This window comes from Streptomyces sp. AC602_WCS936, from assembly GCF_019049125.1.
Taxonomy (GTDB): Bacteria; Actinomycetota; Actinomycetes; order Streptomycetales; family Streptomycetaceae; genus Streptomyces.
This window is the reverse complement of record NZ_JAGMUF010000137.1, coordinates 172,852-187,739: the sequence shown is the minus strand read 5'-3', so window position 1 is coordinate 187,739 and position 14,888 is coordinate 172,852. Positions and strand designations below refer to the sequence as shown.

The window sequence follows — 14,888 nt, the reverse complement described above, 5'->3', positions numbered from 1 at the left end:
CGGGGCCCACCGCACACGTTGCGGTGGGCCCCGCTCCCGTTCCGTCTGGTGGGGTGCGCCGGGTGGTGCGACGCTGGGGTGGAGAGGCGTCCGAGCGAGGCAACCGGGAGGGCCGATGGGACGGGACGTCCCGGCGCTGGTCTTCACCCGCGAGGACCGCCGCCGGTATCGGATCAAGATGCAGGAGTGCCTCGAGGCCTTCGCGCAGATGCTGCGCGAGTCCCGGTTCGAGACCGAGCGCCCTCAGGTGGGTCTCGAGATCGAGCTGAACCTGGTCGACGACGGGGCCGAGCCCGCGATGCGCAACAGCGACGCGCTGGAGGCGATCGCGGACCCCGCCTGGTCCACCGAGCTGGGCCGGTTCAACCTGGAGATCAACATCCCGCCGCGCGCGCTGACGGCGGGCGGCCCCGACGCCTGGGAGACCGAGATCCGCGCGGCCCTGAACCACGCGGACGACCGCGCCGAGTCCGTCGGCGCGCGCCTGATCATGGTCGGCATCCTGCCCACCCTGCGCCAGTCGGACGTCGGCGAGGCCGCCCTCTCGGAGAACCCGCGCTACCGGCTGCTCAACGACCAGGTGTTCGCGGCCCGGGGCGAGGACCTGCACATCGAGGTCGACGGCGTGGACCGGCTGCGGACCTACGCGGACACGATCACGCCGGAGGCCGCCTGCACCAGCACCCAGTTCCACCTCCAGGTGGCCCCCGAGGAGTTCCCCGACTACTGGAACGCGGCCCAGGCCATCGCCGGCGTCCAGGTCGCCCTCGCGGCCAACTCGCCCTTCCTGCTCGGCAAGGAGCTGTGGCACGAGAGCCGTATCCCGCTGTTCGAGCAGGCCACCGACACCCGCCCGCAGGAGATCAAGGCGCAGGGAGTGCGGCCCCGGGTCTGGTTCGGGGAGCGGTGGATCAACAGCGTCTTCGACCTCTTCGAGGAGAACCTGCGCTACTTCCCGGCCCTGCTTCCCCTGTGCGACGAGCAGGACCCGGCGGAGACCCTGGACCGGGGAGACATCCCGGAGCTGGGCGAACTCACCCTCCACAACGGCACCATCTACCGCTGGAACCGTCCCGTCTACGCCGTCGCCCACGACAAACCCCACGTGCGCGTGGAGAACCGCGTGCTGCCCGCCGGCCCGACCGTCGCCGACACCCTCGCCAACGGCGCCTTCTACTACGGGCTCACCCGCGCCCTGGTGGAGGAGGAGCGGCCGGTGTGGTCGCGGATGTCCTTCTCGGTCGCCGAGGACAACCTGCACACCGCGGCACGGCACGGCATCGAGGCCCGGCTGTACTGGCCGGGCGTGGGCGAGGTGACCGTGCCCGAGCTCGTGCTCCGGCGGCTGCTGCCGCTGGCGCACCGGGGACTGGAGCTGTCCGGCATGGACTCGGCCTGGCGGGAGCCGCTGCTGGGCATCATCGAGCAGCGGTGCGTCACCGGCCGCAACGGCGCGGTCTGGCAGAAGGAGATGTTCCACCACATCGACGCGACCGCCCGTCCCGGCCGCCACGAGGCACTGCGCCGTATGACGCGGCAGTACATGGACTACATGCACCTGAACGCCCCGGTCCACACCTGGCCGGTCGACTGACGTCCCAAGACCAGGGAGGCTGCGGACGATGTGCCGATGGCTCGCCTACTCGGGAACGCCCGTGCTGCTGGAGACGCTCCTCTACCAGCCCGAGCACTCGCTCATCGACCAGAGTCTGCACGCCCGCATGGGTGTCGAGACGACGAACGGGGACGGGTTCGGCGTGGGCTGGTTCGGGCCGGAGATGACGACGCCCGCGATCGTCCGGGAGATCGGTCCGGCGTGGAGCAACCGCAATCTGCGGGAGATCGCGAGCCATGTCCGCTCGCCCCTGTTCTTCGCGCACATCCGGGCCTCGACGGGCAGCGCGGTGCAGCAGACCAATTGCCATCCCTTCCGCCACGGCCGCTGGATGTGGATGCACAACGGCGCGATCGCCGAGTTCCACCGGCTGCGCCGGGACCTCGCCCTGGCCGTCGATCCGCGGCTCTTCCTGGACATCGAGGGCTCGACGGACTCGGAGATGATGTTCTACCTGGCACTCACCCTCGGTCTGGAGGACGACCCTCCGACGGCCGTGGCGCGGATGGCGGGGCTGGTGGAGGAGATCGGCCACGAGCACGATGTGGAGTTCCCGCTGCAGATGACGGTCGCCGTGACCGACGGACTGCGGTTGTGGGCCTTCCGCTACTCCAGCCAGGCCCAGAGCCGGTCGCTCTACTACAGCAGCCGGGTGGAGAGCCTGCGGGCGCTGCACCCCGGGCTGCCGTTCCTCCAGGAGGCATCCGACGACGCCCGGCTGATCGTGTCGGAGCCGCTGGGTGACCTGCCGGGCGTCTGGAACAAGGTGCCGGAGGGCAGTTACGGGGTCGTGCAGCCCGAGGGGGACGCCCTGCGGCCCTTCACTCCGCTGCCGGCGTGACCACCGCCCCATTGACAGCGGCGGGTGAAGATCACACAATCGGTGCCATGACCACATACCGGCTCGGCACCACGGCGGAGTGTCTTCGCGTGCCCGAGCGCACCGGATGTGAGCGTTCCGGCCGATAACCGGCCGTCCCCGGGTTGAGTCCCGCTCTCCGGCGAGCAGCACGGAGCACCTTCTTTTCTTCCTGGCCATCACGCCTCGACGTGGTGCCGCCATGGCCCGTACCCGTATCACCACACGCACCCGTATCACCATGAATGGGGAGGATTCCCATGACCGTCATGTCTGCCGGACCCACCGTCGAACTGCGCGAAGCGCGTATCCCCGCCGACGGCCTGTACGAGGGGCGGCGCGTGCTGCGCCGACTGCCCGAGGGGTGGGAGGAGCGGCCTTACGAACACTTCGAGGTCGTTCCGCAGGCCCGTACCATCGGGGCCGAGCTCAGGGGCGTCGACCTGTCACGCCCCCTCACTCCCGCGCTGCGCGAGGAGTTGAACCGCGCCCTGCTGGAGTGGAAGGTGCTGTTCTTCCGCTCCCAGCACCTCACCTCCGGGCAGCAGCGCGTGTTCGCGGGCAACTGGGGCGAGCTGGAGACCAATCCGCTGCTCGCCGCCGGTACCAGCGACGACGTCGTGCGGTTCGACAAGGGCGACGGCGCCGTTCCGACGTACGAGAACGTCTGGCACACCGACGTCACCTTCCGCGAGCGGCCCGCGCTCGGCGCGGTGCTCCAGTTGCGCGAGGTGCCGCCGTTCGGCGGGGACACGATGTGGGCGGACATGGCCGCCGCCTACGACAACCTCCCCCAAGAGGTGAAGGACCGCATCGACGGCGCCCGCGCCGTGCACGACTTCATCCCCGGTTTCGCGAGGTTCTACGGGCCCGAGCGGCTGGCCCCGCACCAGGACCTCTTCCCGCCCGTGGAGCACCCCGTCGTGCGCATGCACCCGGAGACCGGGCGGCGCATGCTGTTCGTCAACACCTCCTTCACCACCCGCATCACCGGCATGGACCGGGACGAGAGCGACCGGCTGCTGCGCTTCCTGTTCCAGCAGGCGCACGTGCCCGAGTACCAGGTCCGCTTCCGCTGGCAGCCCGGCGACGTCGCCTTCTGGGACAACCGGGCCACGCAGCACTACGCCGTGGGCGACTACGGCTCGGAGCGCCGGGTCGCGGAACGCGTCGCCATCGAGGGCGACCGTCCCTTCTGACCCGCCGCGCACGCGGGCCGGAGGCGGCGGTACGCCTCCGGCCCGGGGCCCCCTAGGACGGGTCCTGCTCCTCGATGGCGGCCGGGCGAAGCTGTGCGGCACGGATGCGCTCGACGTCGAGCTTGGCGCCGCGGTCGAAGCGGTAGACGCCGTTCTGCTCCTGGAAGACGTCGGTCAGCTGCGTGTAGCAGTAGCCGAACATGTCGCGGTCCGACAGGAGTACTTCGGTGAGTCCGGCGAACCGCTCGTGGAACTCCTCCTCGTTGCGGACGCGTTCGCCGTAGCCCCAGGAGACGGTGCGGTCCTCGCCGGACCGGTCGGCCGCCGCCTCCGGGTCCCACCAGATGCCGCCGAACTCGCTGACGAAGTAGGGCTGGCCGCGGTACGGCTGGGAGTAGGGGGCGCCGTTGTCGTAGGCGTTTACGAAGGGGGCGTCCTTGGCGAGGCCGGACATGAGTTGCCGGAAGGCGGCCGGGTCCTGCTCGTAGTTGTGGGCGTCGTAGATGTCGGTCTCGGGGACGCGGTGGGCGTAGCCGGAGGCGTCGATGACCGGGCGGGTGGTGTCCATGGCCTTGGTGGCGAGGAACATCGCGCGGGCCACGTCGTCCAGGGTGGTGATGCGGTCGTGGAGCTTCTGGTAGGTCTCGTTGAGCGGGCACCAGCCGATGATCGAGGGGTGCGAGTAGTCGCGTTCGAGGGCCTCCAGCCACTGGGCGACGTAGGAGGCGTCGGGCCGCTGGTTGTCGCCCGAGGAGCCGCCGGTTTCGCAGCCCCAGTCGCCGAACTCGCCCCAGACCAGGTAGCCGAGGCGGTCGGCGTGGTAGAGGAAGCGCTCCTCGAAGACCTTCTGGTGCAGCCGGGCCCCGTTGAAGCCGGCCGCCATGGCCAGCTCGATGTCCCGCACCAGTGCCTCGTCGGTGGGGGCGGTCATCAGCCCGTCCGGGTACCAGCCCTGGTCGAGGACGAGGCGCTGGAAGACCGGGCGGCCGTTGAGGAGGACGGCCTTGCCGCGCAGGCCGACGGCGCGCAGACCGGCGTAGCTCTCCGCGCTGTCGACGACCTGTCCGGCGGCGTCGAGGAGTTCGAGGCGCAGGTCGTACAGGTGCGGGTCCTCGGGGCACCACTCGCGGCGCCGGCCATCGGGCACCGGCAGGTGCAGGCGCGGGGCGAGGTCCAGGTCGGCGCGTGCCTCGGCGCGGCTCACCTCGCCGTCGGCGTCGCTGAGGACGGCGCGTACCCGGTGGCCGGGCCGGTTGCCGGACAGGGGCAGCTCCACGTGGAAGGCGGAGCCGGCCAGGTCGGGGGTGATGCGAGGGCGGCGCAGGTGCGGGTCGGGGACGGGCTCCAGCCAGACGGTCTGCCAGATGCCGGTGACCCGGGTGTAGTTGCAGTCGTGGTTGGCGTACTGGACGGCCTGCTTGCCGCGGGCCTGCGGGCCGGACCTGGGGTCGCGGGCGCGGACGGTGATGACGACCTCCTCCCCCGCCCCGGCGATGTCCCCGAGGTCGGCGGTGAAGGGCGTGAAGCCGCCGCGGTGCCGGGCGACCTCCTTGCCGTCGGCCCACACGGTGGTGTCGTGGTCGACGGCGCCGAAGTGCAGCAGCACCCGGCGCCCGGCCCAAGCCGCGGGCAGGGTGAGGACGCGCCGGTACCAGACGGCCTCCAGGAAGTCGGTGTCGCCGATGCCGGACAGCTCGGACTCGGGCGGGAAGGGGACCAGGATCTCGCCGGTCAGTTCGCGCTCCAGGAGGCCGCGTTCGAGTCCGCTGTCGCCTCGGTCGGTCTCGAACTGCCAGGCGCCGTTCAGGTTGAGCCAGTCGCGGCGCACGAACTGCGGACGCGGGTACTCCGGACGCGGGTACTCCGGGCGCGGGGCGGAGTGAGTGGGCACACATGCTCCAGTCGATCGGTGGGCCGGCGCGGGACGCGCCGGACCCGTGGGTACAGCCGGGGTGAGGGTCAGGAGCCGCCGAGGCCGGTGGTGGCCACGGAGTTGACGATGCGGCGCTGGAAGAGGAGGAAGACCACGATCAGCGGCAGTGCCGCGAGCAGCGCGGAGGCCATGGACTGCGCGTACTGGATGCCGTAGGCGTCCTTGACGGTGGCCAGGCCCACCGGGAGGGTCATCAGGTCGGTGTCGTTGGTGACGATGAAGGGCCACATGAAGTTGTTCCAGGCGCCGATGAAGACGAAGATCGCCACGGCCGCCACGATCGGCCGCGACAGCGGCAGCACGATCGACCGGAACACCCGGAACTCGGAGGCGCCGTCGATCCGGGCCGCCTCCTCCAGTTCCTTGGGGACGGCGTCGAAGAAGCGCTTGAGGATGAAGACCATGATCGGCGCGACGACCTGCGGCAGGATGACCGCCGCGTAGGTGTCGACCATGTTGAACAGGGTCATCTGGTCGAACAGCGGCACGACCAGCAGCTGCGGCGGAACCATGATGGCGGCGACGGTGACGCCGAGCAGCGCCCGGCGGCCGCGGAAGGTGCCGCGCGAGAAGCCGTACGCGGCCAGGGTGGAGACGGCGACGGTGATCAGTGTGACCAGGGCGGAGATCAGGAAGCTGTTGAAGGCCCAGACGGTGACGTTCCCGCGTTCCAGTATCTGCTGGTAGGCGTCGAGGGTGAAGGCCCCCTTGAACGGGGACAGCCCGGTGGTGTTGATGTCCTCCTCGCTCTGCACCGAGGTGATGACCGCCCACACGAACGGCAGCAGCCACACGGCGGCGAGGACGACGAGCGCGGTGCCGGCCAGGACGCGGGGCAGTCGGCCGTGGCCGAGGAGCAGGGGTGAACCGGCCGCTTCTCTGGGTGGACGGCGCCGGGCTCGGAAAGTGGTGGCGGTTGCGGACACGGTCAGTCCTCCCGGCGGAAGAGGCGGAGCTGCACGAGCGAGACGACGACGATCAGGGCGAAGAAGAGGTACGAGATGGCGGAGGCGTAGCCGAGGCGGTAGCCGGTGAAGCCGACGTCGTAGACGTACTCGAGGACGGGGCGGGTGGAGCCGTTGGGTCCGCCCTTGGTGAGGATGTAGATCTGGTCGAAGACCTTGAGGGAGGCCAGGATCTGGAGCATGGCCACCAGGCCGGTGGTCCTGCGCAGTTGCGGCAGGGTGATGGACCACAGGCGGCGCCAGGCTCCGGCCCCGTCGAGTGCGGCGGCCTCGTCGAAGGTCGTGGGCAGGGACTGGAGCGCCGCGAGGTACAGGAGGAAGTTGAAGCCGACCGTCCACCAGACGGTGAGGGCCGCGACGGACCACATGGCGACGGACTCGTCGGACAGCCAGCCGACCGGTTCCATGCCGAGTGTGGTCAGGAGCTGGTTGGCCATGCCCAGTTCCGGCTGGTAGAGCCAGGTCCAGATCATGGTGACGACGGTCACGGGCAGCAGGTAGGGGGCGAAGAACGACAGGCGCCACGCCCACTGCCCGGCGAGTCCGCTGTGCACCAGCAGGGCCATCACGAGCGCGACCAGCACGAGCGGGACGCTGGAGACCACGGTGAAGAAGACGGTGTTGCCGAGGCTGCTCCAGACGTCCGGATCGCCGAACGCCTCCGTGTAGTTGTCGAAGCCGACGAAGTTCGTGTCGCGCAGGGCGAGGGAGCTGTCGGTGAGGCTCATCCAGAGCCCCTGCACGATCGGCCACACCATGAAGAGGCCGAACACCAGCAGGAACGGCAGGACGAACACGAGCCCGTTGCCGGAGCGCGTGCGGCGCGGGGCGGTACGGCGTCCGCCCGCGGGGTCGGCGGGCGAGCCGGTCTGCTCCTCGGTGCCGAGGGGTGCGGTGGTGGTCACGTCGGTCACTCCTTCTCCTGGTCAGGCCACCGGGTTGGGCTGCCGCAGCAGCGTGTCCGCCTCGCGGACCATCTGCCGCACCGCCTTCTCGGCACTCGTGTTGCCCAGCAGCGCCGACTGGAGCGGCTGGCACATGCGGTTCTGGAAGTTCGAACCGGCACCGGCGAACCAGTTGGGCGGATCGAGCACGGCCACCTTCGCGGCGTCCGCGTACGAGGACTGCGGGTCGAGCGCCGCGTACTCCGGCTCCGCGAGGACGGGCTGGTACGCGGGGATGTGTCCGGCGCTCGCCCAGGTGAGGCTCTGCTTGAGTATCTGCGCGACGTACCGGTGGGCCTCGCGCCGCCGGTCCGGGTCGGGGTCGTCCTGGTGCGGGAGGACGAAGCTGTGGCTGTCGGTGTAGACGGCCGGCTCGTCGAAGACCTGCGGGAAGGGCGCGGCGCCCAGGTCGATGTCGGACTTCTTCAGGGTCGGCAGCTCCCACTCGCCGAGCATCGCCATGCCGCCGCGGCCACTGGTGAACGCGGCCAGCGCGCCGTTGTAGTCCAGGTTGTTGGGGTTGGTCCTCCCGTCGAAGAGCCGCGTCATGAGGGTCACGACGCGTACGGCGGCGTCCACGTCGATCTTCGGGGGACCGCCGTCCGGCAGGGCGAACTCGGCGCCGGTCTGCGCGTAGAGCCCGGCGAACAGGCGCCAGTTCTGTGCGGTGTCGGTGACGTGGCCGAACAGGATGCCCGCCTCCCCGGTCGCCTCGGCGAGGGCCCTGCCCGCCTCCAGCAGGGCCTCGGGCGAGCCCATGGGGGCCAGCTCGCCGGAGGAGGTCAGCAGTCCCGCCTTCTCCGCGGCCTGCTTGTCGTAGAACACGATGAAGGGGTGGACGTCCAGCGGGATCGCGTAGACGGTCCCCTCGTGCCGGGTGCGCGACCACACGGCCGGCGTGAAGTCCTCGGCCGTGACGCCGAACTCGGCGAGCAGGTCCAGGTCGAAGGGGTCCACCAGGCCGCCGGGCGCGTACCCCGCGAGCCGGGACAGGTGCATGGCGGCCACGTCGGAGGCCCGACCGCCGGCGGCGGACATGGCGAGCTTGGTGTAGTACGACGGTCCCCAGTCGAGGATCGTACGGTCCACCTCGAAGCCCTCGGTGCCCTGGGCGCCCTTGGACACGGCCTCGATCATCTCGTCCATCAGCATGCCGTCGCCGCCCTGGAACAGGTCCCAGACGCTCAGCGCGGAGGCGCCGGAGGCGGAGGCCGGTGAGGCGCAGCCGGACAGCGGGCCGGCGGCGAGCAGGCCTCCCGCCGCGGCCATGGTGTGACGCAGCAGCCGACGGCGGCCGATGCGACGTACGGGATCGGACGCGGCCGCCCCCTGGGCAGGCAAACGGGAACTCATCACGGACCTTTCGACGGCCGGACGCTCATGCGGTGGCTAGTTTTTACATCGATGTACATTGGCTGTAAAGAGGCGGCGCCCGGGTTGGGGGTGATCGACTGCCGGGACATAGACTCGGGCAGCGCGAGGAGGCAGGGAGGTCTCGGTGGCACGGCCCAGGATCAAGGACGTCGCACGTCACGCGGGCGTGTCGGAGAAGACGGTGTCCAATGTCATCAACGACTACGCCCATGTCTCCGACCGGACCAGACGTGTGGTGCGGGAGGCCATAGAACACCTCGGCTACCGGGTGAACCTGGCCGGCCGTCACCTGCGCAAGGGCCGCACCGGCATCATCGCGCTGGTCGTGCCCGAGCTGGACATCCCGTACTTCGCGGAGCTGGCCCGGCACGTCGTCCGGGAGGCCGAGAAGTGCTCCCTGACCGTCCTGATCCACCAGTCCGGGGCGGACCGCGCCCATGAGCTGGCGGCGCTGGCCGGTTTCGGCTCCACGTTCGTGGACGGGATCATCCTGAGCCCGCTCGCCCTGACCGCCGACGACCTGCGCGACCGCGCCGGCGCCCCGCCCACCGTGCTGCTCGGGGAGCTGCTGGAGGAGGGCGCCGACCACGTGGCGATCGACAACGAGCGGGCCGCGCACGAGGCCACGAGCCACCTGATCGGACTGGGCCGCCGCACCGTCCTCGCGGTGGGCGGGCGCGACGACCCGGGTCTCGGCACGGCTCAGGCCCGCACCCGCGGGTACCGTGCGGCCCTGGCCGAGGCGGGCATCGCCTACGACCCGGGCGCCCTGCTGCCGGTCGAGTCGTTCCGGATGCCCGACGGTGCCGAGGCGGTGGCACGGGCGCTCGGGGCGGGTCCGCGGCCGGACGCACTGCTCTGCCTCAACGACCAGCTCGCGCTCGGGGCGTTGCGCGCCCTGCACGAGCACGGGATCAGGGTGCCCGAGGACGTCGCGGTCATCGGCTTCGACGACGTGGAGGGCGGGCGGTACTCCGTGCCGACGCTGAGCACGGTGGCGCCCGACAAGGCGGCGGTGGCCAAGGTCGCGGTGCAGCTGCTCCAGCACCGCATCGAGGAGGCGACCGGACCGGAGGGCGTGAGCGAGGGCGCGGAGTCCGGCGTGCCGTCGCCCCAGGACCGCATCGTGGCCCACCGGCTCGTCCTGCGGGAGAGCACGGAGGGCCACGACCGGCGCTGACGGCCCGTCGCCGGACGCGTCAGTTCACGTAGACCTCGGCGCGGTCGACGCTCACGAAGGACGCCCCGGACTGGGAGTTGCGCTCCCCCGTCACGCGGACGCGCAGGGTGTGCTCGCCGTACGGCAGCCTGGGGCTGACGTACTGCACCGCCTCGCCGACGCGGATCGGGCCGTGGAAGTCCACCCGCTGCTCGGGCCCGCCGTCGACGCTGATACCGGCGTAGCCGTTGCCGGTGTCCTTGACGGAGAGCAGGGCGATGCGGGTGCCGGTGAAGGTGAAGGTCGCCGTGGCCCCGGCCCGGTCGCTCCAGTGGTCGTCGCTCCAGAAGCACTGCGTGGCGCAGCCCGTGCCGGAGTTCCAGGCGCCGGTGTAGGTGACGCCGCCGGGGCCGCTGGAACGGCCGTCGTCGTTGATCCAGTAGGTGCCGGACCCGGGGTCGCCGGAGGGCAGGTCCTGAGTGGCGCCCATGGCGAGCGGGCGGCCGAAGTCGGGGCTGCCGTCGGCCCGCCAGGTGAACTTCTGGGCCCGCGTCGTGCGGTTGCTGTAGGTGTACACCGACGTGGTCTTCGCGTGGTAGACGATCCAGTCCTCGGTGCCGTCCGGCGACTTGAAGAAGGCGTGGTGGCCCGGCCCGAACACGCCCCGGTCGTCGGCCCGGGAGAACACCGGGCCCTGGTGCTGGTGCCAGTTGCCCGGTACGAGCGGGTCGGCGTCCAGCGGCATCGACATCATCCAGACCTGGTAGTCGGGCTTGCCCGTGTCACAGGTGGAGTACGTCATCCAGACCCGCCCGCCTCGGTAGAGGAACTCCGGCCCTTCGCGCACCTCGGGGCAGCCGCCGGCGGCGTCGATGGCGACGGCGTCGCCGGAGACGGTGTACGGGTTCGACATCGGGGCGATGTTGATGCCGTTGTGCTGGTACTGGTTGATGCCGCTGTAGGCGAGGTAGAGGCGGCCACCGAGTTGGAGGATGCCCGCGTCGATGGCGAAGTCGTCCGCGTGGTTGGGCGGGGCGAGCTTCGCCTTGAAGTGGTACGGGCCGGCCGGGTCGTCGCCCTCCGACTCCAGGACGTACAGCCGGTGGTGCTCGTCGACGCCGTCGTCGGCCGTGTAGTACAGGTACCAGCGGTCACCGAAGCGGTAGAACTCCGGCGCCCAGATGTTGCGGTTGCGGGACGGGTCGGAGTCCGTCCACACGGTGACCGGGTCGGCGGTCGCCAGGGTGGCCAGCGACGGGGAGCGCCACATGCGGATGCTGTCGCCCTGGGTGGCGGTGAGGTAGTAGTTCCCGTTCCAGTGCGTCATGAACGGGTCGGGCCCGGTGTTGAGCGGGTTGCGGAACGTGCCGGCCGCGGTGGTGCGTGGGGCGGGCGAGGGGTCGTCCGCGGCGGCCGGGGCGGTGAACGCGGGCAGCAGGCCGACGAGGAGCCCGAGGAGGGCGGCGGCCAGCAGGCCGATGTGCGCGCGGGGGCGGCGAGAGGGGCTGGGAAGCACGTGGGGGTCCTTTCCACAGCTTTACATCGATGTAATGACGGGGCGTCACGGTAGGGACGGCCCGCACCCCTGTCAACAGGGCGAAAAATGGTATTCCATTTAGCGCAGACCCCTTGACGGTGCCGTTTGGCGAAAACTACGTTCTGTTCACCGGAACGCCGCTTCCGCTTTGTGGAACTCTCCAAACTCTCCAACTCCCCCCGCTCCCCCGCTCCCCGAGCCCAGGAGTCCCGTATGACTGCCCTGGAAGACCGCCGCTCGCCCGCCGAGACCGACGGCACCGCCACCAGCTCCGGCCTCTACACCTACGACCTGGCCCCGACGAAGCGGGAAGGGCGCCGCTGGGGCGCCTACAACGTCTTCACGCTCTGGGCCAACGACGTGCACAGCCTGGGCAACTACGCGTTCGCCATCGGACTGTTCGCCCTCGGACTGAACGTGTGGGGCATCCTCGCCGCCTTCGCGCTCGCCTCCGTCCTGCTCTTCCTGCTGCTGACCCTGTCAGGGTTCATGGGGCACAAGACGGGCGTGCCGTTCCCGGTCATGAGCCGCATCGCGTTCGGCATCAAGGGCGCGAAGATACCGGCCGCCGTCCGAGGGGTCGTGGCCATCGCCTGGTTTGGTATCCAGACTTACCTGGCCTCGGCCGTACTGAGCACCCTCCTGGTGGCCATGTTCCCGGACCTGGCCCGCCTGGACACCAACTCCCTGCTCGGCCAGTCGACGCTCGGCTGGATCACCTTCCTCGTCCTGTGGGCCGTGCAGGTCGTCATCGTCAGCTACGGGATGCAGATGATCCGCCGGTACATGGCGTTCGCGGCGCCCACCACGCTGCTCACCATGTGCGCCCTCGCGGTGTGGATGTTCGTCCGCGCGGACGGCTCGGTCTCGCTGTCCGTCGACGATCCGCTCACCGGCGGCGCGATGTGGCTCCAGGTGCTTCAGGCCGCCGCGCTGTGGGTGGTGATCTACGGGACGTTCGTGCTGAACTTCTGCGACTTCACCCGGTCCGCGAGGAGCCGCGGCTCCATCGTCCGCGGGAACGTCATCGGCATCCCGGTGAACATGCTGTTCTTCGCCGTCATCGTGGCGGTCCTCAGCGGGGCCCAGTTCAGCCTCGACGGGCGCGTCATCACCAGCCCGACGGACATCGTGCGCAGCGTGCCCAACATGTTCCTGCTCGCCGTCGCCTCACTGGCCCTCATCGCCCTGACCGTGGCGGTGAACCTGCTGGCCAACTTCGTCGCCCCGATCTACGCCCTGGTCGACCTCTTCCCCCGCCGACTCGACTTCCGCCGCGCGGGGCTGGTGAGCGCGGTGCTGGGTCTGGTCATCACACCCTGGAACCTCTACAACAGCCCGGTCGTCGTCAACTACTTCCTCGGCGGGCTCGGCGCGCTGCTCGGCCCCCTGTTCGGCGTGATCATGGCGGACTACTGGCTGCTGCGGCAGTCGCGCGTGAACGTGCCGGCCCTCTACACCGAGGACACGGAGGCGGAGTACCACTACCGCCGCGGCTACAACCCACGGGCCGTCGCCGCCTTCGTGCCGAGCGCCGCGATCGCGGTCGTCGTCGCCCTGGTGCCCTGGTTCCACGCGGCGGCCGGCTTCTCCTGGTTCATCGGGGCGATCCTCGCCGCCACGCTGTACGCGGCCGTCGCCGACCGTTCCGCGCCGGTCCGCGACGTGGACGGCGAGGCCATCGCCGTAGCCGCCGAATAGTCCCGGCACCGTCGCGCGCCGTACCCCTCTCGAGCAGAAGGCCTCCTCCATGCGCATCCTCGTGGTCAACGTCAACACCACGCAGTCCATCACCGACGCGATCGGCAAGCAGGCGGCCGGCGCCGCCTCGCCGGGCACCGAGATCGTCCCGTTGACCCCCTCCTTCGGCGCGGAGTCCGTCGAGGGCAACTACGAGAGCTACCTGGCCGCGGTCGCCGTCATGGAGACCGTGCGGGCCCACCCGGAGCCCTTCGACGCGGTGATCCAGGCCGGATACGGCGAACACGGCCGGGAGGGACTGCAGGAGCTGCTCGACGTCCCCGTCGTCGACATCACCGAGGCCGCGGCGAGCACCGCGCAGTTCCTGGGCCGCCGGTACTCCGTCGTCACCACCCTGGACCGGACGGTCCCGCTGATCGAGGAGCGGCTGGAGGTGGCGGGCCTGAGCGCCCGGTGCGCCTCGGTGCGGGCCAGCGGGCTGGCCGTGCTCGCCCTGGAGCGGGACGAGCAGGCGGCCGTGGACGCCATCACCGAGCAGGCCGCCCGCGCGGTCGAGGACGACCGGGCCGAGGTGATCTGCCTCGGTTGCGGCGGCATGGCCGGCCTCGCCGAACGCGTGGTGGAGCGGACCGGTGTCCCCGTGGTGGACGGGGTCGCCGCCGCCGTGACGATCGCCGAGTCACTGGTCCGGCTGGGCCTGTCCACGTCCAAGGTGCGCACCTACGCCCGTCCGCGCCCCAAGCAGATCGTCAACTGGCCCCCGAAGGCCGGCTGACCCCGCCCGCGCCGTCCCCCGCCCCACGGGCCGCGACCGGTCCCGGGGTATTCTGACGGGCCGCCCGACCGACGCACCGCACCGCCCGGTCGGCGTGGCTCGGAACGGGAAGACGGACGAAGGACGGCGATGGCTGCGTCAGGGGGCTTCACGCCCGAGTCCGAGCGGGTCACACGGCGGTTGCGCGACGAGATCGTCGACGGTACCCGGCGGCCGGGCAGCCGCCTGGTCGAACGGGAGCTGGCCGAGGCGCTCGGGGTGAGCCGGCTGCCGGTGCGGGAAGCCCTCAAGACCCTGGTGTCCGAAGGGCTGGTGACGCCGAGGCCGCGGTCCTGGGCGGTGGTGCGGGAGTTCACCACCAGCGACATCGCGGACCTGGACGAGGTGCGTTCGGGCCTGGAGACCCTGGGTTTCCGGCTCGCCGCGCAACGGCACACACGCGAGGGGCTGGAGAGGCTGCGCGCGACGGTGGACGCGGAGCTGGAGGCGGCGCGCGCCGGTGACGCGGTGCGGGCGCGGCGGGCGGCGGCCGACTTCCACGAGACGGTCGTCTCGCTGGCCGCCAACGAACTGCTCAACGAACTCGAACGCGTACTGCGCAGCCGGCTGCGCTGGCTCCTGGGCCAGCACGACGACCTGCTGGCCGTGGCGCTGGAGCACGAGTCCCTGTACCAGGCCATCGCCGAGCGGGACGTCGAACGGGTGCAGGAACTCGTCCTGCACCACCTGGCGACCAGCCGCAGCGCGGCCCTGGGCCACCACGCCCAGGAGCGGGCCACGGGCCGGAATGAGGGCGCGGAGCGGGACGCGTCCTAGCACGGCACGCG

12 protein-coding genes are annotated in these 14,888 nt (G+C 70.8%); 7 read left to right on the top strand and 5 right to left on the bottom strand.

The window, feature by feature from the left end; all coding sequences use genetic code 11:
• The first annotated feature begins 115 nt into the window (after positions 1 to 115).
• The 3 genes from KUM03_RS37075 (at position 116) to KUM03_RS37065 (ending at position 3,673) form a co-directional block, all read left to right on the top strand.
• Positions 116 to 1,594 carry a glutamate-cysteine ligase family protein gene (locus tag KUM03_RS37075; RefSeq protein WP_217254992.1) on the top strand — a complete coding sequence of 493 codons (1,479 nt, stop codon included), beginning with the start codon at positions 116 to 118 and terminating at the stop codon, positions 1,592 to 1,594.
• Between the two features lie 28 nt (positions 1,595 to 1,622).
• The gene (locus KUM03_RS37070) at positions 1,623 to 2,456 is read left to right on the top strand and encodes a class II glutamine amidotransferase (protein ID WP_217254991.1); all 834 of its coding nucleotides are present in this window, start codon (positions 1,623 to 1,625) and stop codon (positions 2,454 to 2,456) included.
• A gap of 278 nt (positions 2,457 to 2,734) precedes the next feature.
• Entirely contained in the window at positions 2,735 to 3,673 is a 939-nt protein-coding gene (locus KUM03_RS37065) for a TauD/TfdA family dioxygenase (RefSeq protein WP_217254990.1), read from the top strand.
• A gap of 52 nt (positions 3,674 to 3,725) precedes the next feature.
• Here KUM03_RS37065 and KUM03_RS37060 read toward each other — a convergent pair whose 3' ends face one another.
• From KUM03_RS37060 to KUM03_RS37045, 4 genes are all read right to left on the bottom strand, one after another.
• Complete coding sequence (locus tag KUM03_RS37060; RefSeq protein WP_217254988.1) at positions 3,726 to 5,564, bottom strand: glycoside hydrolase family 2 protein; 1,839 nt, start codon at positions 5,562 to 5,564, stop codon at positions 3,726 to 3,728.
• A 68-nt stretch (positions 5,565 to 5,632) separates the two neighbouring features.
• The gene (locus tag KUM03_RS37055) at positions 5,633 to 6,532 is read right to left on the bottom strand and encodes a carbohydrate ABC transporter permease (protein WP_217254986.1); all 900 of its coding nucleotides are present in this window, start codon (positions 6,530 to 6,532) and stop codon (positions 5,633 to 5,635) included.
• A gap of 2 nt (positions 6,533 to 6,534) precedes the next feature.
• Entirely contained in the window at positions 6,535 to 7,476 is a 942-nt protein-coding gene (locus KUM03_RS37050; RefSeq protein ID WP_217255181.1) for a carbohydrate ABC transporter permease, read from the bottom strand.
• Between the two features lie 21 nt (positions 7,477 to 7,497).
• The gene (locus tag KUM03_RS37045) at positions 7,498 to 8,868 is read right to left on the bottom strand and encodes an extracellular solute-binding protein (RefSeq protein ID WP_217254985.1); all 1,371 of its coding nucleotides are present in this window, start codon (positions 8,866 to 8,868) and stop codon (positions 7,498 to 7,500) included.
• A 145-nt stretch (positions 8,869 to 9,013) separates the two neighbouring features.
• Between KUM03_RS37045 and KUM03_RS37040 the strand changes: the two genes are divergently transcribed.
• Positions 9,014 to 10,069 (top strand): LacI family DNA-binding transcriptional regulator, encoded by a 1,056-nt coding sequence (locus tag KUM03_RS37040; RefSeq protein WP_217254983.1) that lies wholly within the window; start codon positions 9,014 to 9,016, stop codon positions 10,067 to 10,069.
• 19 nt (positions 10,070 to 10,088) lie between these two features.
• On the opposite strand, the gene KUM03_RS37035 is transcribed toward KUM03_RS37040, so the two are convergent.
• Positions 10,089 to 11,564, bottom strand: coding sequence for a glycoside hydrolase family 43 protein (locus KUM03_RS37035; RefSeq protein ID WP_217254982.1), 1,476 nt, complete (start codon positions 11,562 to 11,564; stop codon positions 10,089 to 10,091).
• 234 nt (positions 11,565 to 11,798) lie between these two features.
• Between KUM03_RS37035 and KUM03_RS37030 the strand changes: the two genes are divergently transcribed.
• The 3 genes from KUM03_RS37030 to KUM03_RS37020 all read left to right on the top strand — a co-directional run bounded on the left by KUM03_RS37030 (position 11,799) and on the right by KUM03_RS37020 (position 14,877).
• The gene (locus KUM03_RS37030) at positions 11,799 to 13,286 is read left to right on the top strand and encodes an NCS1 family nucleobase:cation symporter-1 (protein WP_217254981.1); all 1,488 of its coding nucleotides are present in this window, start codon (positions 11,799 to 11,801) and stop codon (positions 13,284 to 13,286) included.
• A gap of 49 nt (positions 13,287 to 13,335) precedes the next feature.
• Complete coding sequence (locus tag KUM03_RS37025; RefSeq protein ID WP_217254979.1) at positions 13,336 to 14,061, top strand: aspartate/glutamate racemase family protein; 726 nt, start codon at positions 13,336 to 13,338, stop codon at positions 14,059 to 14,061.
• 129 nt (positions 14,062 to 14,190) lie between these two features.
• Positions 14,191 to 14,877: a GntR family transcriptional regulator gene (locus KUM03_RS37020; protein WP_217254978.1), complete on the top strand. Its 687-nt coding sequence runs from the start codon at positions 14,191 to 14,193 to the stop codon at positions 14,875 to 14,877.
• Positions 14,878 to 14,888: the final 11 nt, after the last annotated feature.

Excerpts from the sequence above, each read along its gene's own strand:
- KUM03_RS37075 (WP_217254992.1), top strand. The coding sequence starts at position 116 with ATGGGACGGGACGTCCCGGCGCTGGTCTTCACCCGCGAGGACCGCCGC.
- KUM03_RS37070 (WP_217254991.1), top strand. The coding sequence starts at position 1,623 with ATGTGCCGATGGCTCGCCTACTCGGGAACGCCCGTGCTGCTGGAGACG.
- KUM03_RS37065 (WP_217254990.1), top strand. The coding sequence starts at position 2,735 with ATGACCGTCATGTCTGCCGGACCCACCGTCGAACTGCGCGAAGCGCGT.
- KUM03_RS37045 (WP_217254985.1), bottom strand. The coding sequence starts at position 8,868 with ATGAGTTCCCGTTTGCCTGCCCAGGGGGCGGCCGCGTCCGATCCCGTA.
- KUM03_RS37030 (WP_217254981.1), top strand. The coding sequence starts at position 11,799 with ATGACTGCCCTGGAAGACCGCCGCTCGCCCGCCGAGACCGACGGCACC.
- KUM03_RS37025 (WP_217254979.1), top strand. The coding sequence starts at position 13,336 with ATGCGCATCCTCGTGGTCAACGTCAACACCACGCAGTCCATCACCGAC.
- KUM03_RS37020 (WP_217254978.1), top strand. The coding sequence starts at position 14,191 with ATGGCTGCGTCAGGGGGCTTCACGCCCGAGTCCGAGCGGGTCACACGG.